At 44.9% G+C, this 22,460-nt stretch carries 18 protein-coding genes; 9 read left to right on the top strand and 9 right to left on the bottom strand.

The genetic code is table 11. The annotated features are described in order from the left end of the window. The first annotated feature begins 164 nt into the window (after positions 1–164). The gene (locus tag JMY01_RS04175) at positions 165–1,007 is read left to right on the top strand and encodes a Nif3-like dinuclear metal center hexameric protein (RefSeq protein ID WP_201574351.1); all 843 of its coding nucleotides are present in this window, start codon (positions 165–167) and stop codon (positions 1,005–1,007) included. A gap of 802 nt (positions 1,008–1,809) precedes the next feature. Next, the gene (locus JMY01_RS04170; RefSeq protein ID WP_201574350.1) at positions 1,810–3,027 is read left to right on the top strand and encodes a transglycosylase SLT domain-containing protein; all 1,218 of its coding nucleotides are present in this window, start codon (positions 1,810–1,812) and stop codon (positions 3,025–3,027) included. 129 nt (positions 3,028–3,156) lie between these two features. Here JMY01_RS04170 and JMY01_RS04165 read toward each other — a convergent pair whose 3' ends face one another. The 3 genes from JMY01_RS04165 to JMY01_RS04155 all read right to left on the bottom strand — a co-directional run bounded on the left by JMY01_RS04165 (position 3,157) and on the right by JMY01_RS04155 (position 8,396). Beyond that, positions 3,157–6,174: a LysM peptidoglycan-binding domain-containing protein gene (locus tag JMY01_RS04165; protein ID WP_201574349.1), complete on the bottom strand. Its 3,018-nt coding sequence runs from the start codon at positions 6,172–6,174 to the stop codon at positions 3,157–3,159. 433 nt (positions 6,175–6,607) lie between these two features. Further along, positions 6,608–7,102 (bottom strand): hypothetical protein, encoded by a 495-nt coding sequence (locus JMY01_RS04160; protein WP_201574348.1) that lies wholly within the window; start codon positions 7,100–7,102, stop codon positions 6,608–6,610. A 181-nt stretch (positions 7,103–7,283) separates the two neighbouring features. Continuing rightward, a complete protein-coding gene (locus JMY01_RS04155; protein ID WP_201577188.1) occupies positions 7,284–8,396 on the bottom strand; it encodes a hemolysin family protein in 1,113 nt (370 codons plus the stop codon). A gap of 680 nt (positions 8,397–9,076) precedes the next feature. Here JMY01_RS04155 and yajC point away from each other — a divergent pair. The 7 genes from yajC to JMY01_RS04125 all read left to right on the top strand — a co-directional run bounded on the left by yajC (position 9,077) and on the right by JMY01_RS04125 (position 15,919). Next, positions 9,077–9,406: a preprotein translocase subunit YajC gene (yajC, locus tag JMY01_RS04150; protein ID WP_201574347.1), complete on the top strand. Its 330-nt coding sequence runs from the start codon at positions 9,077–9,079 to the stop codon at positions 9,404–9,406. Positions 9,407–9,764: 358 nt separating this feature from the next. Beyond that, the gene (secD, locus tag JMY01_RS04145; protein WP_201574346.1) at positions 9,765–11,642 is read left to right on the top strand and encodes a protein translocase subunit SecD; all 1,878 of its coding nucleotides are present in this window, start codon (positions 9,765–9,767) and stop codon (positions 11,640–11,642) included. Between the two features lie 9 nt (positions 11,643–11,651). Beyond that, positions 11,652–12,932, top strand: coding sequence for a protein translocase subunit SecF (gene secF / locus JMY01_RS04140; protein WP_201574345.1), 1,281 nt, complete (start codon positions 11,652–11,654; stop codon positions 12,930–12,932). A 308-nt stretch (positions 12,933–13,240) separates the two neighbouring features. Then, the gene (locus JMY01_RS14055; protein WP_227677659.1) at positions 13,241–13,381 is read left to right on the top strand and encodes a hypothetical protein; all 141 of its coding nucleotides are present in this window, start codon (positions 13,241–13,243) and stop codon (positions 13,379–13,381) included. A gap of 56 nt (positions 13,382–13,437) precedes the next feature. Beyond that, the gene (locus JMY01_RS04135; protein ID WP_227677658.1) at positions 13,438–14,628 is read left to right on the top strand and encodes an MATE family efflux transporter; all 1,191 of its coding nucleotides are present in this window, start codon (positions 13,438–13,440) and stop codon (positions 14,626–14,628) included. Between the two features lie 296 nt (positions 14,629–14,924). Beyond that, positions 14,925–15,563 carry an AzlC family ABC transporter permease gene (locus JMY01_RS04130; RefSeq protein WP_201577186.1) on the top strand — a complete coding sequence of 213 codons (639 nt, stop codon included), beginning with the start codon at positions 14,925–14,927 and terminating at the stop codon, positions 15,561–15,563. Then, entirely contained in the window at positions 15,560–15,919 is a 360-nt protein-coding gene (locus JMY01_RS04125) for an AzlD domain-containing protein (RefSeq protein WP_201574344.1), read from the top strand. The genes JMY01_RS04130 and JMY01_RS04125 overlap by 4 nt, the downstream gene beginning before the upstream one ends. 150 nt (positions 15,920–16,069) lie before the next feature. Here JMY01_RS04125 and purF read toward each other — a convergent pair whose 3' ends face one another. The 6 genes from purF to gspL all read right to left on the bottom strand — a co-directional run bounded on the left by purF (position 16,070) and on the right by gspL (position 22,354). Next, complete coding sequence (gene purF, locus JMY01_RS04120) at positions 16,070–17,593, bottom strand: amidophosphoribosyltransferase (protein WP_201574343.1); 1,524 nt, start codon at positions 17,591–17,593, stop codon at positions 16,070–16,072. 394 nt (positions 17,594–17,987) lie between these two features. Continuing rightward, positions 17,988–18,485 carry a CvpA family protein gene (locus JMY01_RS04115; protein ID WP_201574342.1) on the bottom strand — a complete coding sequence of 166 codons (498 nt, stop codon included), beginning with the start codon at positions 18,483–18,485 and terminating at the stop codon, positions 17,988–17,990. An 84-nt stretch (positions 18,486–18,569) separates the two neighbouring features. Next, complete coding sequence (locus JMY01_RS04110) at positions 18,570–19,604, bottom strand: quinone-dependent dihydroorotate dehydrogenase (RefSeq protein ID WP_201574341.1); 1,035 nt, start codon at positions 19,602–19,604, stop codon at positions 18,570–18,572. 172 nt (positions 19,605–19,776) lie between these two features. Continuing rightward, complete coding sequence (locus JMY01_RS04105) at positions 19,777–20,298, bottom strand: hypothetical protein (protein ID WP_227677657.1); 522 nt, start codon at positions 20,296–20,298, stop codon at positions 19,777–19,779. A gap of 113 nt (positions 20,299–20,411) precedes the next feature. Then, positions 20,412–20,933, bottom strand: coding sequence for a type II secretion system protein GspM (gene gspM, locus JMY01_RS04100; protein WP_201574340.1), 522 nt, complete (start codon positions 20,931–20,933; stop codon positions 20,412–20,414). A 92-nt stretch (positions 20,934–21,025) separates the two neighbouring features. Further along, complete coding sequence (gene gspL, locus JMY01_RS04095; RefSeq protein ID WP_201574339.1) at positions 21,026–22,354, bottom strand: type II secretion system protein GspL; 1,329 nt, start codon at positions 22,352–22,354, stop codon at positions 21,026–21,028. Positions 22,355–22,460 lie beyond the last annotated feature (106 nt).

Here is a 22,460-nt window from a genome sequence, read left to right as displayed (position 1 = left end):
GCTACACAATAAAATAGTAACGTATCGTGTACCCTTTCAGTTATGGGGTTTATCTCCTCATTTACAACATCATGCTAGAATGATTGTCATAAAAACCTGTTGACCAATTGCGCTTGCTTGAGCAACTGAAATAATTATATCAATTAAGACTATGAGGACACACCATGACAGCTAAAGATATTTTAACAAAACCATCAAATACAGCGATTACCGTACAAGCTTTGACGCAATTTTGTGATGATTATCTATCTGCAGATGCCTTTAAAGACTATGCCCCTAATGGACTACAAATCGATGGTGGCAAACCTATCAAGCGCATCGTCACGGGCGTCACGGCTTGCGAAGCCTTAATCGATGCTGCCATAGCGGACAATGCCGATGTCATCATGGTGCATCATGGTTACTTCTGGAAAGGTGAGCCTGAGCCTATCACTGGCATGAAAGGTCGGCGCATTCGTAAATTAATGCAGCACGGTATCTCCATGATTGGCTATCACTTGCCTCTCGATGCGCACCCTGTCATCGGTAATAACGCCACACTTGCTGAGATGCTAGGCATAACGATTACGGGTGCGCTCTACCCTCATGAATCCCACCCTGTCGGCAATGTCGCTGTTTGTACCCCGCAAACTGCTGAAACCCTGATCCATACGATTACTCAAGCACTAGGCCGCGTGCCGCTACATATATCAGGCAACTATGACTATTCTACTAATCATCAATCAGAGCAAACGACTGGCACTGCTGCAAAAATGATTGAGCGGGTGGGCATCTGTACTGGCGGCGCCCAAGACATGATTGAGCAAGCAGCGGCGATGGGCTGTGATGCTTATATCTCTGGTGAGATATCAGAGCGCACCACGCACAGTGCGCGTGAGCTTGGTATTGACTATTTTGCTTGCGGTCATCATGCGACAGAACGCGGGGGCATTCAGGCGTTGGGCGCATTGGTGGCTGAGCAATTTGGGCTACCGGTTACCTTTATTGACATTGATAACCCAGCCTAAAAAAGACTAATTTGGGCAACTGTGCTATCATAAGCGCCTGTTTTTTGCCAAATAAACATGGTTATTCTGTTAATTTTTGCAGACTTTTTATTAAATTAACTTAACTTATAGTAAGTTTTATTGAATATTATAGCGACTAGCCACATATAGTTTAATTGTAAAACCGCGTTTTGTCATGAAACGTCCCATTTATTAAAGCCTCCGGTTATGGTGTTAAATGGCGGGTACGATACTGCGCCCTTCATTTAACATTGCAATATATTGACAGTACGGCCTTATGATTGTGCATCATATGTACACCCAAATGACATTTCATAAGTTCTGCTGTTTATCGGCATTGCTGAGTAATAGCTTAATAGTACTATCGCACTCAATATCGTTTTGAGTGCGATAGTACTAAGAGATGTGCAATCAAATTGACTTTAATGATGAATGAATCATCCTTTTATAAAGCCATATGATTGTCATAGCTATTGTCTCAATGACTTATTCATGACCTTACTGATGTCCAATATCGTTACGATTAATAGCCAACACCCAGACCATCAGCTATATCGTAATTAATTTCATTATCAGCGAGTAGAGTGCTTTATCTGCTGGTTGCTAATAGGATTTAATCGTTATCCGCCGAGTATAGGCTATGGATAGCGTCTATATTGAGACAGGATGATGTGACGCTCATGTGATTATTGAGTTGTCCTTCATTTAAGATGCGTGTTTCATACTTCTCTGCTATTTAGAGAGCGTTATGAAGCAGCGGCACCTTTATGGTAAGCAGGATGGCTAAAATCAGGAGACATCCATGCAGCGTATTACTTATCGTGTAAAAGTATCCGCACAAGATGCCAAACGCCGTATTTCTCATCTACTGCGTCCAGCCAAGCGCACACTGAACACTGAAAGTAACATCGTTTCATCCGTTCACCCTATTACGCCAACTGTATCGGCGCGTTTTGCCAAAACAAAAAAAATGGCACAAGTATCTAGTATTGCTCTACTCTCCTTGCCTGCTGACAGTCTCACTATGATGGACTCCAAAGTGCCAGCATATGATCGCGTCATGTTGGAGGAAACTCTTACCATCGCGGCTGTCCCTGGAGACAGTACCTATTTTGCTACAGATGGCTTCCAACATGGCTTTGGTTTCGACTTGGTACGCAGCTATGCTGATGAGCTTGGTGTTGAAGTGGATCTAAAAGCTTATGCAAGCGAAGAAGCCGCGCTAAGAGCGCTCAAATCAGGTGATGCTGATATGGCGCTGACCACCGCCAGTACTCAGCTAAAAAGCCAGCTCAATCTATCCTCTGTCAATGTCAGCTGCGGCTATGATGCAAGCTTGACCAACAATGGCTTGCACCCTAAAGTCAGCTGGTCATTCACTCAAGCTGATGACCCATTATCAAAAAAAGCCAGCTACTTCTTATGTGACAGTATCAAGCTTGAAAACACCCAAAAGCTTGCTGCATTCTACAATCAGAAGTTGCTCAAAGACGCTTATAGTCAAGACCATTTCAAAAAGACACTCACTGAGCAGCTGCCCAATTATCAGTCTTCGTTTGAAGAGCAAGCGCGCAACTACAATCATGACTGGGAGCTACTAGTGGCTATGGGTTACCAAGAGTCGCATCTGGATGCCAACGCTGTGTCGCCGACAGGTGTGCGTGGTTTGATGATGCTGACCAACAGCACGGCTAAAGCGATGGGCGTCTCTGATCGTGTGGATCCTTATCAAAGTATTGGTGGTGGTGCGCGCTATCTAGAAGAGATGAAAGAAAGCTTCTCGGATGTACCAAAGACGGATCGTATTTGGTTTGCATTGGCTGGTTACAATATGGGCCCCAATGCGGTAAAACGCATTCAGCGCAAACTTAGCGAGCAAGGTCTCGATGATAAGAGCTGGGCAAACGTCTATACTTATCTATCAGAAAACAGAGCCTCCAATAGTCGTTATGGACAGGCGATGCATTATGTCAGTAACATCAGAAGCTATCTTGAAACCATCAAAACCCGTATGGTGTAATTCAGTCGCTCAATACATCAGTTAAAGCAGGTTGAATACAATAAGCCAAATAAAGATTCACACATAAAAAAGCTGCTCTTATATTTAAGAGCAGCTTTTTTTACGTCAATATTCTATTCAGAATTTAGACTAACGATTTGGTACCGTCAAGCGTTGACCACGCTGTAGCATAGTGTCTGCTGCGATGTTATTCATATCAGCAAGCTCTTGCGTTGATACACCATATTTACGCGCCAGCCCAATCAAACTATCGCCTGATCCCACTGTATAGCTCACGGTTGCTTTTGGTACTTTGATGGTTTGCCCGCGCTGCAGCTGTGCGTTGGCCGCCATATTATTGGTCGCTGCCAAGTCTTCCACTGAAACACCAAAGCGGCGTGCTAAGGCAATCAAACCATCGCCTGACTGTACTCTGTAGTTTTCAGTGTTACCAAGCTTTTTACCGCTGCTGCTTGCTGTACTAGTAATGCTACTTGAAGAACTACTGCCTTGACTGGCACTACTTGCAACGCTGCCACTAGCAGGAATGGTAATCGTACGACCCAATATCAAGTTTGAATTGGTATTCAGACCATTTGCCGCCGCCAAGTCACTCAAACCGATATTGTAACGCCTGGCCACACCCGTTAAGGTGTCACCTGATTTTACTTTATAACTGACTGATTTATCATTCAGTTGACGATCCACCAATTCTTTAGAAACAGGTACTTTGATAGTCTGTCCACGTTGCAGGCGCGCTCTGGCATCGAAGTTGCTATTCACTGCCGCAATCTCTGTCGCACTGACACCCACACTATTAGCAATGCCAATCAAGGTATCCCCTGATTTTACTCTATAATTGGTTGTCGCTACTGAGCTTGCACCACTGGCACTGCTAGTGGTGTTGCTGGCAGCTGAGATATCAACATTGGCAGGCACTTTTAAGATCTGACCCACGTATAACGAATCCCTCACTCCCATGCCATTCAAACTGGCTAAGGTATCCGTTGAGATGCCGAATTGACGAGCCAGCGCAATCAGACCATCACCAGATTTAACTTTATAGTTTTGCGTCGCTGTGGTTGATTTACTTGGTTTTGATGATGGCGCTGCAGGCGTGCGTGCAGGTGCTTTTACTTTACCTGGTACTAGCCACAGCTTCTGCCCTCTCAGTAAGTCTGCACGGCTACTCAAATTATTATAAGTTGCCAACTCAGTCACTGACAAACCAAAACGGTTGGCTGTGCCAATCAGGGTGTCGCCCGATTGCACCACATAGCTCTCTGGTTGACTGGCTGCAGCCGTACTGGCACTCTTCAAAGGCTCAATTGGTTTTGCATTGTACAGATATAGAGTGCTGCCAGACAGCAAGTTTGCACTGGCGTCTATTTGGTTCCACTCAGCAATTTCACGCCAGCTGACACCAGCACGACTGGCAATATTTGACAGAGTATCACCGCGTTTTACGGTATAAGTGCTGCGTGTACCCTGTGGTTTTGGCTTGCTTGCTGGAGTCTTTGCAAAGCTCAGCTTTTTGTCTTCCCCACTGGCCTCCAAAATAGATTGCTGCGTTTGCACTGCTGATAAATTGATATTTCCGTCAGCATTGATGACATTCGTCTCAGGCGTTTTGCTGCGAATTTGATTGGCAATAAAATCACGCTCTTCTTTACTCAGCGGTGGCTCTTGCACGATGGTGTTATTCTGAGTGATCTGAGCTGAGGTAGTCGGTAAGCTATTGCTGCTTTGGAGCTCAGCGTTAATCTTACTGGTCTCTTTACTGGTAATCGGTGGCTCAGTAGTCACTGGTGCATTACTGCTATAGACAGAGCTGCTGGTTGGCGAGACAGAAGGAGAGATATAACTGGTGGTCTGCTGCGGTACCCTAGCACTCGCGGCATAATCAGCCAATCCACCACCTGTCGACGGCAACGACGTGCTGCTGCCACTATAAGAGGGAATATTATAGCTTGGTGTGGTGCTTGGAGTACTAGTAATGCCACTTGAGGCTAGTACATTACCAGTGCCATTGCCTCTCAGTGAGCTTAGTTTGGCATCTAGATTGAGATTGACATCATTAGGAATAATGACACGCTGTGGCCCTGAGGCATCGACACGTCCTGACGTCAGCGCGGTATTCAACCTTTCCAGCTCATCGCGACTGACACCAGTAATTTGTGAGATTTCGGATAAGCTCACGCCATAGTTTACAGGCACACTACGGAAATGCTGACGGTTGGCAATAGCAGGCAAGTAGACCCCATACTGCTCAGGCTTAGCAACAATTTCGGCGACCGCCAAGAACCGTGGTACATAGTTCATAGTCTCAGTAGGCAATCTGAGTGACCAATAATCCGTTGGCAGACCTCTGGCTTTATTAGCATCAATCGCATTTTGTACACGGCCAGGACCGGCGTTGTAAGCAGCCAGTGCGAGCTCCCAACTACCAAACTGGTTGTATAGGGCCGTCAAAAAGTCATAGGCAGCACGTGTTGACTCAATGACATCACGGCGACCATCATAGGTACTACTTTGATTCAGACCATAGATACGGCCTGTACTTGGGATGAACTGCCATAATCCTGCAGCGGCGGCACTACTGGTACCACTTGGATCGTAGGAGCTCTCAATCACAGGCAACAAGGCAAGCTCAGTTGGAATATTGCGGCGCTCAGCTTCGCGTACGGTATGATAAATATAGCGACTGGCGCGGGCAGTCAAACGGTTTAGATAGTCTTGTCTGCTGGTAAACCAGCTTTTTTGCCCTTCAATACGCTGATTATAAATAGGCTGACCGCCATTCATACGATAACCAGCACGCAGACGATTCCACAAGTCACCATATTGCTGAATGGCAAGCTTATTGTCTTCAACCATTGTCATGTCAGTGGCTTCTAGCAGGTCAGCTAACTCATCTAAACTCTCTGCATCCAAAAACGCAGTCGAATAATCATCGCTAGTAGCAGGTCGAGTCACACTTTGTGTGGCCGGACGCTTGGTCACTGTAGACGAGCCCGTGCTTACGCCTGTATTTTTTACCGCTGAAGTATTACTACAAGCGCTAATGAGTAAGGTCGACACCGCAAGCGTCAAAGGTAAAGCGATCAGTGAGCGAGGTTTGGTAGGTATAGTAGATTTTGATGACACATTTGATGACACAGTAGACATGATAGTGGTTATTTCCTAGCAGCAAGAGATGACGAAAATGAGGATGAATGACAGTATAGTATGCAATGCAGACCAAAAACCATAGCGCCGTGAAAGATAATGTGCACCTTTAATAGATTGAGCCAAAATAACACGCTCATATTTGTTTTTCACAGCTCCTAACTATAAATTACAACCAGAAGATTACAACCATATTATAGATTACGATTAGCTAGGTATAAGATTTGCTGATATTACTACGACAACGGCAGCACAAAGCTCAGCAGGAGATTAACGCTACGATTGTCATAGTCACAGCTCTTATGGGTTTTTTTCGGCCAGTGTTTTTAATCTAATGCGTTTAATCAGGTTAATCTGAATAAATCTAAATAAATCAATAGTCACTTGATCAATAGTCACTTGATCAATAGTCACTTGATCAATAGTCACTTGATCAATCAATGGTCACTTGCGACACTGCCCGCAGTAATACCGCATTGCCCGTTGATAAAGTAAGCGTGACTCTTGAGGTAGTTACATACGAGACGTTTTTGCCATCTTTGACCCAACTCTCTACCGTTTTCACATTGGCTTTGGCTTGAGAGCCAGTAGTAACAATATTATCAACGCTGATTTCATAGCGATAGTTTGAGGTTTGATTCCAGCTATTCTGTAATAATTTTAGATAGCCGTCTTTATCCAGACTGGTCGTTTTGCCTCTTCTTGACAAAGAAATCAGCGCATCATCAGAGACGAGAGCCGCGACTTGGTTGGTACTTTTGCTATTGGCAGCTGATTTCATTGCTGAGGCATAGTTTTTTACCAAATCTTCCGTCATGGTTGCTGCCTGTGCACTGATTGCAACACTACTAGCGACAGCGGCGATCGTGGCAACGCCTGCACTTTTAACCAATAGAGCAAATAGCCCTTTGTGCCATAGTTTTTTCATTATAATCCTTAGCGTTATTACTTTCGTTGCTTGGTTTATTGCTTAATTTCTTATATCACTGTTTTGATTGGCTTGCATAAACCCATCAATCATCATTTTTTATTGCAGTGAAACCTGATGTCATAAATGAATAGCTTTAGCCTAGCATTAAATCCTAACAGCCATGTAACGCCAATTTTAATTATTGCATGTTCGCTTTGCTATTATCATCTTGCTCGTCGTCACTGAGTTTCATGCCTAAGCGCTCTACCCGTCTATCCATCATCTGCCGTGCCAGTGCCTGCATGTCTTCCACACGGTCTATCTCATCTACGATCTCAAGACCTAATAGTGTCTCAAACACGTCCTCTAGAGTCACCACTCCTTTTACTTCACCATACTCACCCACGGTGATGGCAATATGCAGGCGGTTTTTTAGCATCAGCTCCAGCAAATCAAACAGCTTCATTTTTGAGAATACAAAAGTAATCTCGCGCTGAAACTGAATCAATGGCTTATGCATCGCATGATTCACTTTTGCAAGTAGCATATCGGTTTTTAAGACAAAACCCGTAATGTTATCTAGGTCACCATCATAGATAGGTAACCGCGAAAAAGTGAGCTTTGGGCGATCAGCCAACACTTCAGCGACTGTTTTGGTTTGTTCAAACGCCAACATCACTGAGCGCGGTGTCATAATGTCTTCGACTTTAATCGCCCCAAACGCCAATAAATTACGGATAATACGTGACTCTAATGGGTCGATTTGACCAGACTCTTCGCCAATACTGGCCAAAGCGGCAAATTCACGACGACTAAAAGTTTGAGTTTTTTTGCCACGTACCAACAGCTTCGTCAAACGCTCCGAAATCCAAATGAGCGGATACAGTAGCATAATGATGCCACGTACGAAGTAAGCCACCATACCGCTTAGCTGACGCCAATAGACGGTTCCTAGTGTCTTTGGAATGATCTCAGACAAAAACAAAATCGCCAGCGTCATGATCGCAGAAAAAAGCCCAAACCAAGCACTACCAAAGACAATAGTTGCCTGTGCACCAGCGCCAATCGAACCCAAGGTGTGTGCCACCGTATTCAAAGTCAAAATAGCTGCTAGCGACTGATCGATATTATCAATCTTTAAGCCTCTTAGCATGCTTGCTTTTTTTGGATTGCTTTCTTCGACGTCAGCGATAAATGAAGGGGTCATGCTGAGCAAAACTGACTCTGCCAAAGAGCAGACAAAAGAGACCCCTATCGCTAAGAGCACAAAGAATATTAGCAATACCACACTGAGGGCGGTAGGCTCAGCCATTGCACTCGCCGCCAATGCTGGATAAGGCAACAATACTAGCGATAACGCCATTAGCATTGCTAACCTTGAATTCGGCGCTAATACAGTACCAAAACGCTTATGATGTGGCACTGTCGGGGGAGGTTTGGCAGACGCAGCTTTACGGTAAGCGCGTGGACGATATAAACGGGGTGTAGACATAGTTGTGTTGAACAAGTTAGGTAACCTAAACAAAAAAAATGAATAAAATAAGGGTTTGAAAATGATCACTATAATAGATAACAGCTTATCTATACTGTCTACTCTGTATTAAATGGTATATTCTGCGTAAAAACATACGTGAACCAACACCATGCCTGCCTATTCTCTTAGCTATGAAGCCAAGATAAAAGCAGCCGTTCGATATTAGCATTGATGCGGTTATTTAACAATATTTTGTCAGGCTGATGCTAAAATTGACTCATACTAGGATGCAACTCTAGCCAAAGCATCTGCATTGTCGTCGATTTCGCCTTGTTTAAAAACCGCTTTGATAAACCAATCGCAAGCAGCAGTGCTTGTTTTTGAATGTTCAACATCCTCTAGTATGCCCATACACTAAGAAAAATACGCACATCCCATGATTAACAGTTACCAAGTCTGGGAATTTTTGTTACTATGCGTCTAATTTTATTGTTATCTGTTACTTACTGAGAAAATCTATGAGCTTTTTTATCCAATCTGCCCATGCAGCTGAGACTGCTGCATCAGGTGCTTCTTTATTCGGTCAAATCTTATTACCAGTTGCTTTTTTTGCTATCTTTTACTTTTTGGTCATCCGCCCGCAGTCTAAGCGCACCAAAGAGCATCGCGCTATGGTCAATGCTTTGACTGTTGGTAGCGAAGTCATCTTTGCTGGTGGACTTATGGGCCGTATCAAACATCTTGAAGGCGACTACGCGACTGTAAGCTTGAATAGCAATACCGATATTAAAGTACAACGTGCTTCTGTTATTTCGGTATTGCCTGCAGGTACTATCGAAAGCGTATAAGTGCTCGTGGTATGTCTATCCACCAACCACTCATACGATACGAATAGCTCCAGTTATTACAAATTGGCTATTAAAGACCAGTTGTTAAAGAAATGACCGTTAACTATTACGGTCATTTTCTGCTATAAGCCCATCAGGCAGATAGTATTATCTGTTTATGCTGCTTTAATAGTGAGTTTTACCTTTATCGCTATGGCCTCAAAGCCTGCCGTTTTTAGACCCTATTATCATAGCGGATGATCACAAAGATAAATGATTGCTCACATAAATCACGGCAGCCGTCTTTGTAGTCGCTAACTTCCCATCTGCTGACTTGTGGCCTGCGTCGCCAGTACTTTATCAACTTAAAGAAGTGATTATGCAATATCCCGCTTGGAAATACTTACTCATCACTGTCGTGCTATTCATCGCCGGCCTATATGCTGCACCGAACCTCTACCCTGATGAACCCGCTGTGCAGATTACCAGTGCTGCAGCAGGAACTCAGCTGTCTGAAGATATCTTGACTCAGTCACAAAGCTTATTAGAGGAAGCTGGGATTAATTTTCATGATGGTACTTTTGAGGGCAATAGTGCCCTAATCCGTCTGAATAACCCAACCACACAGCTAAAGGCACAGGAAGTCTTACGTCAGAACTTAGGCGATAACTATGTAGTGGCGCTCAACTTAGCACAAACGACACCGCAGTGGCTTCGTGATATCGGTGCCAAGCCGATGAAACTAGGCCTAGACTTACGTGGTGGTGTACGCTTCGTACTTGAAGTAGATATGGATAAGGCGTTAGAGCAGCGTTTGACCAGTGCCAGTCGTGATGTGCGCCGTGAGTTACGTGCCGAGCGTATAGCGGTTAAAGGCACTAAGACTGAAGCGCAAGGTATTGTGCTGCATTTTGCCGATACAGACGCTCGTAATCGTGCACAAAACGTCTTGCAAGGGACGATGGGTACTACCTTTAACCTACAGTCTTCTATAGATGATCAAGGTCCGTCGCTGATTATGGCCTATAACGATGCCACTATCGATGAGATCAACAGCTATGCAGTCAACCAAAACTTGACCACCCTACGCAACCGTATTGCTGAGCTTGGTGTGACCGAGGCTTTGGTGCAGTCACAAGGTGCTAGCCGTATCGTCGTTGAGCTCCCTGGTGTGCAAGATACTGCTGAAGCCAAACGTGTCCTTGGCCGTACTGCAAACCTTGAGTTCCGTCTGGTCGCAAAAGACAGTGAAAATTTCATGGGTGGTATTCCGCCTGCTGGCACCGAAGCTTTCCCGTTCAAAACCCTTGACGGTCAGCCAGTATTGTTAGAGCGTCAAGCGATCGTCACTGGTGACAAAGTCACCAACGCTCAAACCAGCTTGGATGAGAGTGGTCGCCCTGAGGTCAATATCACCTTGGATAGCGCTGGCGGTAAGCTCATGCAAAACGCCACGCGTACCGCTGTCGGTGAGCAAATGGCGGTGCTGTTTATTGAAAACAAGCAAAAAGTCACTTATGAAGAAGACCCTGCTACTGGTGAAACGGTCGAAGTACGTACACCTTATGCTGAAACCAAAGTCATCAACCGTGCTAATATTCAAGCGGTATTGGGCTCATCATTCCGTATTACTGGTCTTGATAGCAACGCTGAAGCTGCTGAGCTGGCGCTATTGTTACGCTCAGGGGCACTTGCTGCGCCGATGTATTTCGTTGAAGAACGTACGATCGGACCCTCATTAGGACAAGAGAACATCGATAAAGGGCTGTTTTCAACACAGGTCGGCTATCTGTTAGTTTTTGCTTTTATGATTATCTTTTATCGTTTATTTGGTGTGATTGCCAACATCGCATTGGCGATTAACGTCATTATTATCATCGCCATTATGTCGATCTTAGGGTCATCGCTTACCCTACCTGGTATCGCTGGTATTGTCTTGACCATCGGTATGGCAGTCGATGCCAACGTACTGATCTTTGAGCGTATTCGCGAGGAGATTGCAAATGGGGTGCGGCCAAAATCCGCTATCGTGGCAGGATTCGATCGCGCCTTTAGTAGTATTTTCGATGCCAACATCACCACACTATTGGTTGCATTTATCTTATTTGCGATTGGTACTGGTCCGATTAAAGGCTTTGCGATCACCTTAGCTATTGGTATTGTCAGCTCGCTATTTACCGCGATTTTGGTCACCCGCGCACTGGTACAAATTGCTTATGGTAAGCGTAAATCTATCAAACGTTTGAGCATCGGCTAGGAGAATAACATGGCGATTGAACAGAATAATCCCCCAAATAACAGCAGCTCAGGTGGCGGCTCAGGCAACAACTCTAACGACACAAATGATGCCAATCAACGTCGTCGCCGTAACAAGCCGCGCCGTGATGGTAAGGGCAGTAACAATCAGACAAATAACCCGACCGCTGCAAAGTCGACTAAAACCAAATCTCGTCGTAGCGGTAAAGGTAAAGGCAGCAAAGACAATCAGGCGTTGAGTACACAAGCATCTAATGCTGCGGTGGATAATGACCTGAATCAAGAGGTTGATAGCGCCGCTGATGAAGCGGCAGCGAAAGAAGGTGGCATTAAAGCCATTGGCAATCAGCGCATCATCCCCTTTATGAAGTTAGAAAAGCCAATGGCAATTCTATCTATATTAATGGTCATTGGTAGCATCATCGCCATCGCCGTCAATGGTCTAAACCTTGGGCTTGATTTCACGGGCGGGGTCTCAGCAGATGTGCGTTATGAGCAGCCTGTTGAACAAGTTGAAGTTGTCGAAGCACTGGCTGACAATGGCTTTAACGATGCCATCGTCCAGTATCTAGGGACACGAGAAGAGCTACTTGTGCGCTTGCCTCCTCAGTCTGATAACGTTGATGGTCTCAATGCCAGCCTAGAGCAAGCGCTCACCCTACCTGATAATGTGGTCAATATTAGCAACGTTAATATTATCGGTAGTCAAGTCGGTAATGAAGTGTATTTGAACTCGGTAATGGCACTGGCACTAGCGTTACTTTGTATGCTTGGGTATGTCGCTCTACGCTTCCAGTTTAAGCTGTCTCTTGGCGCAGTGATGTCGCTATTCCACGATGCTATCGTTACCATCGGGGTGTTTGCGCTATTTGGCTTTCCGTTTGATTTGACGGTATTGGCGGCTATATTGGCATTGATTGGTTACTCATTGAACGATACTATCGTTGTCTATGACCGTATTCGCGAAAACTTCCGCCGTGTTCGTGGTATTACGCCGCGCCAGACGATTGATTTGTCATTAACAGAAACCTTGCGCCGTACCATCATGACTATCTCAACGGTACTACTCGTGGTATTGGCGATGATGTTCTTGGGCGGTGATGGTCTATACTGGTTCTCGGTGGCGCTCTTTATTGGCCTGCTTGCGGGTACTTACTCATCAACCTATATCGCCAGCTCTATCCCGCTAAGAATGGGCTTGTCACGTGATGACTTTGTGGTTAAAGTGAAGCCTGAGTTTGAAGAAGAGATCGTGACGTTTAATGATCCAAAGATGTTCGAACAAGATTGATCGTAGCGCCATGAATGACAGCTAAAACTGCTAACTTTTAGCTTCAACAGATTGTAAAAATAGCATGATAAAAGCACCTAAGGTTAGGTGCTTTTGTCTTTATGTCGGTATTACACTTATTAGATAGCTCACACTTATCCCGCAATCAAGCAATATAGTCAAGGAATTTTAAAATCGCTACAAGGCGACCGACCGCAGATAGTACACTAAGTACATCTAGGGCGGGTAACACCGTAGCGGTTTAAAAGTGCTTCGACTGTATATTGGCGGGTACCGTTATCTGTGTTTTATGCACAAGCGATTATTATATGCCAACGACTACGCCCCCAAATGCAGTATCACCCATCGATACGCGCTACAAACATATCATCGCCATTGCTGTTCCAGTATTGCTGGCCAACCTTGCGATGCCGCTGCAAAGTGTGATTGATACTGCCATCGTGGTATGACTTTATTTTTATCAAAAGGTTTTATCAAAGGTTAGGGGGTATTGTCTCTGATACTTGTGAGTTTTAACTTTTTGCAGTATGCCTCTTCTGGCTTGTCTGCGCAGGCACTCGGTCAACTTGCCGATAGTGACATAAAATCACCGCAGCAAGCATCACCACTGCTCTCTATTTTGCAGCGTGCCCTATTGCTGGCAGTCATGATTGGTTTGGTATTACTAATAGCAAAGCCTTGGCTCATAGATTTCGGCTTAAAAGCACTATCTGCCAACCCAGCCAGCGGCGTGGCGGCAAAGACTTATCTGGATGTACGCTTTTGGGGGGTCATTGCTGAGCTCATGAACTTTGCCTTTATTGGCTGGTTTGCAGGTCAAGGCAAGACTCGCTACATGCTCTATCAGCAGGGCTTTATCGCTGTGCTGAATATTATTTTGACCCTGTTCTTTGTCTACGGTATGCAGCTGGATATCGTCGGTGTCGCACTGGGCACAACCATCGCTTTTTGGTCAGGTGTGGTATTGGCATTATGGCTTAGTCGTCAGCATTTAAAACTGACTTGGGCGGCTTTATTTAAAGTAGATCCGCAGCATTTTACTAAGGATAAGATGCTTAGGCTATTTTCTTTAAACAAAGACATTTTTATTCGTACGCTTATTTTGACATTGAGCTTTGCTTGGATTACTCGCTTATCCGCCCAAAGTGGCGATCTGGTATTGGCAGCCAATGCGATTTTATTACAAGTGCTGAGCATATCAGCGTTTGCGCTCGACGGTGTGGCCGTATCCGCTGAGACCTTAAGCGGTCAAGCCGCTGGACGGCGCGATTGGCCACGCTTTCGTCTCATCGTCAAGCGTACTGGCGTAGTGAGTTACGCCCTCGCCATTGTATTAAGCACTATTTGGTGGCTGGCGATGCCAACTTATCTACAGCTGATGACCAATATCGAGGAAGTGTTTGCATTGACCAAGGCCTATCAAGGTTATGCCGTACTGCTGCCCCTCGTTGGCGTAGGTGCTTACTGGCTCGATGGCATCTTTTTTGGCTTAACAGCAGGTCATGTCATTCGTAACGCGGCTTTGATATTGGCTGCGATGTTTTTTCCGCTGAGCTGGTTACTGTACCAACAATGGGATATGACAGGAATTTGGCTTAGTGTGTGGGCTTTGCTGTTATTACGCTTGTTTATTCTCAGTGGCTTTCTGTACCATGCGCACAAAACAGGCAGCTATGAAAAACTACGGCCTGTCTAATGTTTGAATGTTCAACAGACCCTAATGTTTGCTCTCATGTTTAATTAACAATACCCCCTAACCTTTGATAAAACCTTTTGATAAAAATAAAGTCATACCATTTCCAAAAATTAGAGTCGCTAAGCAAACGAGTTTCAGAACTACATTTTAGTAGGCGCAGCGAGTTTGACACTGCTTATCGAATTTTGTGAGACTGGTATCAGATAATTGTAGGATACTACGTGAATACTTACTCTGAACAACAAAGCGCCACCTACCAATGGGCAGAAGGCTTCAAAAGGAGCATTCCGGTGGCGATGGGCTATTTACCAGCTGGCATTGCTTTTGGCGTGCTGGCTCAGGTCGCTGGGGTGCCTATCTGGGCGACTATCATGCTCAGTGTCGTACTATACGCGGGTGCTGCTCAATACGCCTGCTTACCGATGCTCAGCGCAGGATTGCCAATTGGCAGTATTGCAACCAATATTGCCGCCATTAACCTACGCCATGTATTTTACGGCGTACCCTTGCTACAGTATTTACCTAATCATAAGCTAGCCAAGACCTATTGTTTATTTGCCCTTACCGATGAGACCTTTTCAGTGATGACCAGCTTACCCAATGAAGCTCGTCGCGCACTGATACTACCCATCAGTTTGTTTAATCAAAGCTGGTGGGTGCTGGCCTCTATCATTGGCGTAATGATAGGCAGCGCGCTCAATGATTTGGTGCCACATTTGGATTTTGCGCTTGTTTGTCTGTTTGCAATTTTGGCCTATGAGCAATTTCAAAGTATCAAACGTTACTTCCCGATTGGCATTGCTGTACTTGGCTTGGCAATGGCTTCGCTATTTACCAGTGACTGGTTGTTGTTAGTAGCTATTACCATTTGCATGCTTATGATTTTGGCGCGTGGATTTTGGATACAGCGCAAAGAAGCAGGAGAAACCAAATGACCAGTAGTTATCTCATTGCCGCAACCTTTGCCATGGCAGGTGTCACCTTCATTACCCGTGCCATTCCAGCTCTGATACCCAAAAAAGTCCTCGATACACCTTGGCTACATCGCCTAAATGAAAGCTTACCGCTATCAGTAATGGTACTATTAATTTTGACCAGTCTTTCTTATCAAGATTTGTCTGCTAGTACCGGCCTGAGTAGTGCAGAGCTACATCTATTACTGGCACAGATTGGGGCTTTAATTCTGGTGTTAGCCGTTTACCATCTCAGTCGCCAACTATTAGTTAGCATGGTTGTCGGTATTGCTGCGCTCAACGGCTTGCTGTGGTTATTTACCCGTCTTTTAACTTGAGGAATCGGTTGGTTTAATCTGTTTTGATAACCGCATTTTTAATGACGCTTTTAAGCGGCCTTTATATGACTTGAAAATGACTTTCAAATGATAAAAAAGGGGCTGAATTCTATGAATTCAGCCCCTTTTATTAACTGCTATATAAAGTGATTACTGCTCTTCCACACCCATCATATCGACAGAAGTATCAGCGACGACTTGTACGCCTTTAGCACTATCATTACGCTGCTCTTGGAGATGCTCAAGATAGGCTTCATTGATTTGACCAGTGATATAACAACCATTGAACACTGCACAATCAAAGCCTTCAACGCGGCTATGTTTGGTATCTTTTACCGCATCAATTAGGTCGTCTAAATCTTGAAAAATCAGACGATCAGCACCGATAATCTGACGCACCTCTTCGACACTATGGCCTGAGGCGATAAGCTCACTACGTACGGGCATATCAATGCCGTAGACGTTAGGATATTTTACAGGTGGCGCAGCACTGGCAAAAAACACCTTTTTGGCACCCGCATCGCGTGCCATTTGGATAATCTCATGACAGGTAGTCCCGCGCACGATAGAGTCATCTACGAGCAAGACATTTTTGCCTTTAAACTCTAAAGGCACTGCACTCAGCTTTTGACGGACGGACTTTTTGCGTTGCTGCTGACCTGGCATGATAAACGTACGACCGATATAACGGTTTTTCATAAACCCTTCACGGTACTTGATGTTCATCTTCAGAGCCAACTCCATCGCTGAGGTGCGCGAGGTATCTGGAATCGGAATCACAACGTCGATATCATGATCTTCGCCCCACTCATTAAGGATTTTTTGCCCCAACTTCTCACCCATACGCAAGCGTGATTTGTAAACAGAGATATTATCCATAATCGAATCTGGGCGCGCAAAATATACATACTCAAAAATACAAGGTGTATATTCTTTTTGCTCTACGCACTGATGTGTATGTAGCTTATGGTTTAAGTCGATAAAGATGGCTTCACCAGGTTTGACATCACGAATGATGGTAAAACCACAGCCCGTTAGAGCCACTGACTCAGAAGCAACCATGTATTCGGTGCCACCATTAGCAGCCAGACGCTCACCAAACACCAATGGACGAATACCATTTGGGTCACGAAACGCCAAGAGGCCTTGGCCAGTAATCATCGCTACTACGCCATAAGCGCCTTCACAGCGACCATAAACTGCTTTTACCGCCTCAAAGATATCGTCTGGTTTTGGATACTTCTTACCAATATTTTGCATCTCGTGTGCCAATACGTTTAGCAGCACTTCAGAGTCGGAGTCGGTATTTAGATGCCGACGATCTTCTTGATACAAAGACTTAGCCAAGCTCTCAGCGTTGGTCAAATTCCCATTATGTGCCAAAGTAATGCCATAAGGAGAGTTGACATAAAATGGCTGAGCTTCTGCACTGCTTGAGGTGCCTGCAGTGGGATAACGCACGTGACCGATACCAAACTTACCAACCAGTTTGAGCATGTGACGAGTCATGAATACGTCGCGTACCATGCCGTTTTCTTTGCGCAAGTAAAAGCGACCATCTTGCAAAGTCACAATACCCGCAGCATCTTGACCACGGTGCTGCAACATAGTTAAGGCATCATAAAGAATTTGGTTAACTGGCTCATGAGCTGCAACCCCAACGACTCCACACATAATTATGTCCTATTTCGTACTACACATTGATGACGCAATAACGGTACGCTTGATGGCAGTACTAACTACCAGCGAACCGACAATCTGATGATGTTTATTTACTGAGAGTGATTTCAATGAATCTTGTTTCATGCGATTAGGTTTTAATATTCCTAATGATCAAATGATATAAGCGTTCAGATATAATAGAATCAATTTAAAAGTGTTACAGCGCTACTGGGGTGAATTTTTCGCAGCCTCTGGGAACGCAGCAAGCAAGGAAAATTTATACCAGTAGCGCTTTTGAACTTATGACAGTTTTGTTTCAACTGACTATAGTTTAACGATAAAAGATGAGTTGTATATTATAAACAATAAAACGAATAATTGATTGCAATTTATGACTGATTGCCATTTATGATTGATTGACCTGTTCCCAAGCAACGCCTAGAGCATCTGACACCATCATTTTAGCCATCGGTGCATAGGGTAGCAGCTCAGGCGCTAAGACAGAAGTCTCCCACTGAGGCATTTGCACTAGCAGTGGCGCACTCACACTGAGCACTACTAAAACGACAAGGACATTTTTGGCAGCGCCTAACACGCCACCCGCCATTTTATCTAACATCCCTAAGCGCAAGGTCTTCAGTACGCCTGAGAATACAAACGCCACTAGGTGCATGATGGCTAATATGATGATAACCACCAATAAAAATGCCATTGCCATCTGCAACACTGGGCTTTGTACCAATCCTGAAAACTGCGGAGAAACCACCCCTGCCAAGCGTGTGGCAGCAATCAGAGCAATAAACCATCCTGCTAATCCCACCGCTGTCTTGATGAGACCTACTTGAAAGCCGCGCCACAAGCCAATAAGAACAACTATGGCAATCACAATATCCAGACCACTCATATTACTGTCCCATTATTCTATTTAGCTCTACTTGCACTTGGCTTTAATTGCTTAACTTGGCTTTAATTGATTGATGGCTATAGATTAGCTTTCATGAGCATCGTAGTAACCACCAATGGCTTGTACGCACGATTGTACAAGTCCTGGGCCTTTATAGATAAGCCCTGTATATAGCTGCACCATATCAGCACCCGCTTTGATTTTTCTAACGGCCTTTTCACCGCTATCAATACCGCCAACCCCAATGAGCGCCACTTTATCATCTAACTGATCTGAGAATTGTTGCAAAATCTGAGTACTAATATGACTGACAGGACGACCAGACAAGCCGCCTGCTTGCTCACCATCTGGCAAGTCCTCAACCCCTACTCGGCTCAAGGTGGTATTGGTGGCAATAAGACCATCGATCTCAAAGTCCAATAGTTGCTGTGAGATATAGTCGACTTGTAGCGGTTCTAAATCAGGGGCAACTTTTAATACTAATGGCACATAAAAACCATACTCTGTCGCCAGCTGGCTATGGCGGTTTTTTATCACATCTAATAGCTGGGTTAAGGCCTCACCACTTTGCAGGTCACGCAGGTTTTCAGTATTGGGTGATGAGATGTTAATCGTGATATATGAGGCGTGCGGATAGACACGCTCTAAACAATAAAGGTAATCATCTGCGGCTTGCTCTACAGGCGTGCTGGCGTTTTTACCGATATTAATGCCGATATTGCCTTTGTATTTACAGCGCTTCACATTATCAATCAGATAGTCTACGCCCTGATTGTTAAAGCCCATACGATTGATAATCGCATCTGCTTGTTTCAGTCTAAACAGACGCGGCTTCTCATTACCGACTTGCGGTTTTGGTGTCACGGTACCGACTTCGATAAACCCAAATCCTAGTTCAGCAAGCGCATCAATATAGTCGCCATTTTTGTCCAATCCAGCCGCCAATCCAACAGGGTTGGAAAACTGCAAACCCATACAGTCTGTTGGCTGCATAGGTTGACCATAGGCCAGACCTAAAGCACGTGCCTTATGAGCTTTATCTAACAAAGACAGGGTCATTTCATGAGCGTGCTCAGGGTCCATCTTAAAAAAAAACGGGCGTAATAAGGCGTAGGACATAATGACAATAAACCCTGCTTAAATAAAATAATGAATGAGAGAGTTTCAATAAAAAAACCAGTGAAACGGTGACCACAATAGAGCGCTGCGATTATATCAGCTTAACAGAAATAAGACCAAAGTTTCATACGTAACAAGCTTAACAAGCACTTAATATCAAAGTATAGAGCGCTTAAGGTACAGGACGATTGTCAGTAAGCGCAATCCAGCCGCGTACAATACGGTACAGGTGCCAGATAAAAGTGAACGCTATAATCATGATACCAAGACCCGTTAGCACAATAGAACCTATTGCTAAGTTACCGCTATCTGCCATGACACTCACGCCCAGTCCTCCTAGTGCAAATAATATCAGCATAGATCCTATGACAAAAAACACAATGCTGTACCAAAAGGTCTTAATCTGCCAGTCAAAATGTGTCGCCAACCAAGTACCATCAGCCTCACGGCGTTTGGCATAATTCATAAAGATAGGCAAAATCCATAAGATACCTGCTGTGAAATAACTGACAACATAGAGCAAATAAGTGACGTGGTTATATGTCACTAGGGAGCGTTGCTCTTGCTGCGTCAGTAACGGCCTTTGCTCTTGACGCGCAAGCTCGTGCGTCGACTGTGTACCAACAAAAGGTTCAGTCGTCGGTGTTTGATAATCTAAACGCTCATCAGAATTAGAGTCAGGAGATTGATTCATAATAGATATCCATAACTGGCATTAGCCACTAAGCATTGTATTGTGGCAAAGCGTGCAGTTTTCAAGACAGGTAGTACAACAGCTATTATTTACAAGCCAGTATGTAGCAACGATTAAAGAGCGACCGTGGCTTGTACTTGCAGTTGTCTGGTGGCTGAGTCTTGCTGCATCGATAGCTGAGTGAACTGCCAGCCTTGCTGTTCAAGCTTACCAAGCGCAGCGCTGACGACTGCTTGGCTAGGATGACTGAAGCTGAACTGTACCCCTCCTTCATTAGCAGCAATGACTTGCGCACTATCGATACCTGAGTTTTGTAAGATGGTGTTTACGCGGCTAGCAGGTGGCATCGCATTAGCGCCATCCTGTGCATCATTTACACTTAGTGCACTTGGGTCAATATTGTCTGCTTGCGCACGCAACCAAAAATAATCAGCAACTTGCTCCTGATAGTTTGACTTACTGTCTTTTGCCGCCTGATGCACACTGTAGCCACCATAACCACCGACGAACACCAATAAAAATACCAGCAATATGCTCAGTGCCATTTGATCACGTGATGATAGAGCTTGCCAACGCGACCATAACGCATTGGTGAGTGGCTCAGTACGCTTAGCTTGGCGCTGTAGTAAACTCATTACCTGTTTAACCTTAATGAATGGAGTATAGTTTTACGTATTTATAGATAAATAGCCAACTGCTATATTTTATGTTGACTCAAGCTGCAGTATCAAGACGCTGCAAGGCCATTACTCGTAGCGCTGTCATCGACGACATTCACCGTGACTTGACCGCTAAACTGACCTTGCTCATTGCTGTCGACACGTTCTAAGGTGGCTGCTACCCCTTGCGCCGTCAACGTACTGGTAAACTGATCAAGGCTGTTACGATCTGGCGCTATTAATGTAAAGCTCAGCATCTGTGGCTCCATAACCAACGCCTGCGCATGCAAAGAGGACTGTTTAATAAGGGGTGATATCCGCGCCAGCACTGCTATATGTGACGCCGACGCTGCATCGCCGCTTTGTAGCTTGGGCTGCATTTGCACTTGTAGCTTGGTGCGGCTAGTATTTAGCACCTCATTAGGAAACCAAGCTTGATACTGCGCTGCAACGGCTGTCTGTGTCGCATCAGCAGCGGCATTATAATGATAGATTTGTAGACCATCCGCGGCAATCTGCAACAATAGTGCCGACAAAGCGACCATCATGGCGACACGTAGATAAGGAGATAGTTGTGAATCTGAGGTTTTGACAAAGAAATTTAGTGCATGGCGCTCAGGGTTTTCTACAGGTATGGGAGTGGTAGGCAATGTAGTGAAAACAATCTGTTGCTCAGCCAATAGTGCAGCGGTCTCTGTGACGATTTGCGATTGTGCCGCCATATTTGCGATTGGTTTTTGCAAATCAATATTGCTGTCAACTGAACGCTCAACTGAATCATCAAGTTCATACCCTGCAAAAGCGCTAACTGCAACCGCCTCAGACGACTCTATAGGAGGGAGCGCACAGACCTCACTTAAATGTGGCAAGCGCTCAAGAATTAAAGGCAAATAGCTGATTGCCATGCCTTGCTGCTGCGACTGTCGTAATAAGGCAGTGTGTTGATCTTGATACAAAACTACTTGCTGCCCTGCTCCTTCTTCAGGAATGGGCAGTAGTAAAAAGTCAGGCAGTAGCGCACTGATATTCATACCAACCAGCGCAGCACTTTGCTGCCAAGTTTCAATGTCACTTTGAGCCAGTGCATATAGATGCTGTGTATGAGCATGGCTAAGCTGCCGCACCGCCAGCTGCTCAACTGCTGTCAGTGAGGTTTCTTCGAAGAGATATTGCTTGCCAGTATTGCCCAACTGCTTGAGCTGAGCCGTACTAAGCTCAGTATCTACGTGCAATAGATGACTGGTAGGAAAATAAAGACAGAGTGATTTATGGCTGTTTTTACCTTTATTATAAGTATCGTCAAGCTGCTGCCAACCACTAACAGGTTGCCACTTTTGTGTTTCAGCATGCCAAACTGCCAGCGGGCTATGCTGCGCTCTTAACCAAACATGTAACACCAAACGTGTCCTTACTTAACTTATGAAGCCAATGATTAAACGGCTAAGGCCTTACTTTGTATTTAAAGTCTCGCACTTAAAGTGTCTTATTAAAAAACTCTGGCTG

This window comes from Psychrobacter sp. H8-1, from assembly GCF_904846575.1.
Taxonomy (GTDB): Bacteria; Pseudomonadota; Gammaproteobacteria; order Pseudomonadales; family Moraxellaceae; genus Psychrobacter; species Psychrobacter fulvigenes.
This window is presented reverse-complemented; position numbering and strand designations above follow the sequence as displayed.

Excerpts from the sequence above, each read along its gene's own strand:
- purF (WP_201574343.1), bottom strand. The coding sequence starts at position 17,593 with ATGTGTGGAGTCGTTGGGGTTGCAGCTCATGAGCCAGTTAACCAAATT.
- yajC (WP_201574347.1), top strand. The coding sequence starts at position 9,077 with ATGAGCTTTTTTATCCAATCTGCCCATGCAGCTGAGACTGCTGCATCA.
- JMY01_RS04125 (WP_201574344.1), top strand. The coding sequence starts at position 15,560 with ATGACCAGTAGTTATCTCATTGCCGCAACCTTTGCCATGGCAGGTGTC.
- JMY01_RS04155 (WP_201577188.1), bottom strand. The coding sequence starts at position 8,396 with ATGGCTGAGCCTACCGCCCTCAGTGTGGTATTGCTAATATTCTTTGTG.
- secF (WP_201574345.1), top strand. The coding sequence starts at position 11,652 with ATGGCGATTGAACAGAATAATCCCCCAAATAACAGCAGCTCAGGTGGC.
- JMY01_RS04115 (WP_201574342.1), bottom strand. The coding sequence starts at position 18,485 with ATGAGTGGTCTGGATATTGTGATTGCCATAGTTGTTCTTATTGGCTTG.
- JMY01_RS04130 (WP_201577186.1), top strand. The coding sequence starts at position 14,925 with ATGGGCTATTTACCAGCTGGCATTGCTTTTGGCGTGCTGGCTCAGGTC.
- JMY01_RS04105 (WP_227677657.1), bottom strand. The coding sequence starts at position 20,298 with ATGAATCAATCTCCTGACTCTAATTCTGATGAGCGTTTAGATTATCAA.
- JMY01_RS04110 (WP_201574341.1), bottom strand. The coding sequence starts at position 19,604 with ATGTCCTACGCCTTATTACGCCCGTTTTTTTTTAAGATGGACCCTGAG.
- secD (WP_201574346.1), top strand. The coding sequence starts at position 9,765 with ATGCAATATCCCGCTTGGAAATACTTACTCATCACTGTCGTGCTATTC.
- JMY01_RS04170 (WP_201574350.1), top strand. The coding sequence starts at position 1,810 with ATGCAGCGTATTACTTATCGTGTAAAAGTATCCGCACAAGATGCCAAA.
- JMY01_RS04175 (WP_201574351.1), top strand. The coding sequence starts at position 165 with ATGACAGCTAAAGATATTTTAACAAAACCATCAAATACAGCGATTACC.
- JMY01_RS04160 (WP_201574348.1), bottom strand. The coding sequence starts at position 7,102 with ATGAAAAAACTATGGCACAAAGGGCTATTTGCTCTATTGGTTAAAAGT.
- gspM (WP_201574340.1), bottom strand. The coding sequence starts at position 20,933 with ATGAGTTTACTACAGCGCCAAGCTAAGCGTACTGAGCCACTCACCAAT.
- JMY01_RS14055 (WP_227677659.1), top strand. The coding sequence starts at position 13,241 with ATGCCAACGACTACGCCCCCAAATGCAGTATCACCCATCGATACGCGC.
- JMY01_RS04165 (WP_201574349.1), bottom strand. The coding sequence starts at position 6,174 with ATGTCTACTGTGTCATCAAATGTGTCATCAAAATCTACTATACCTACC.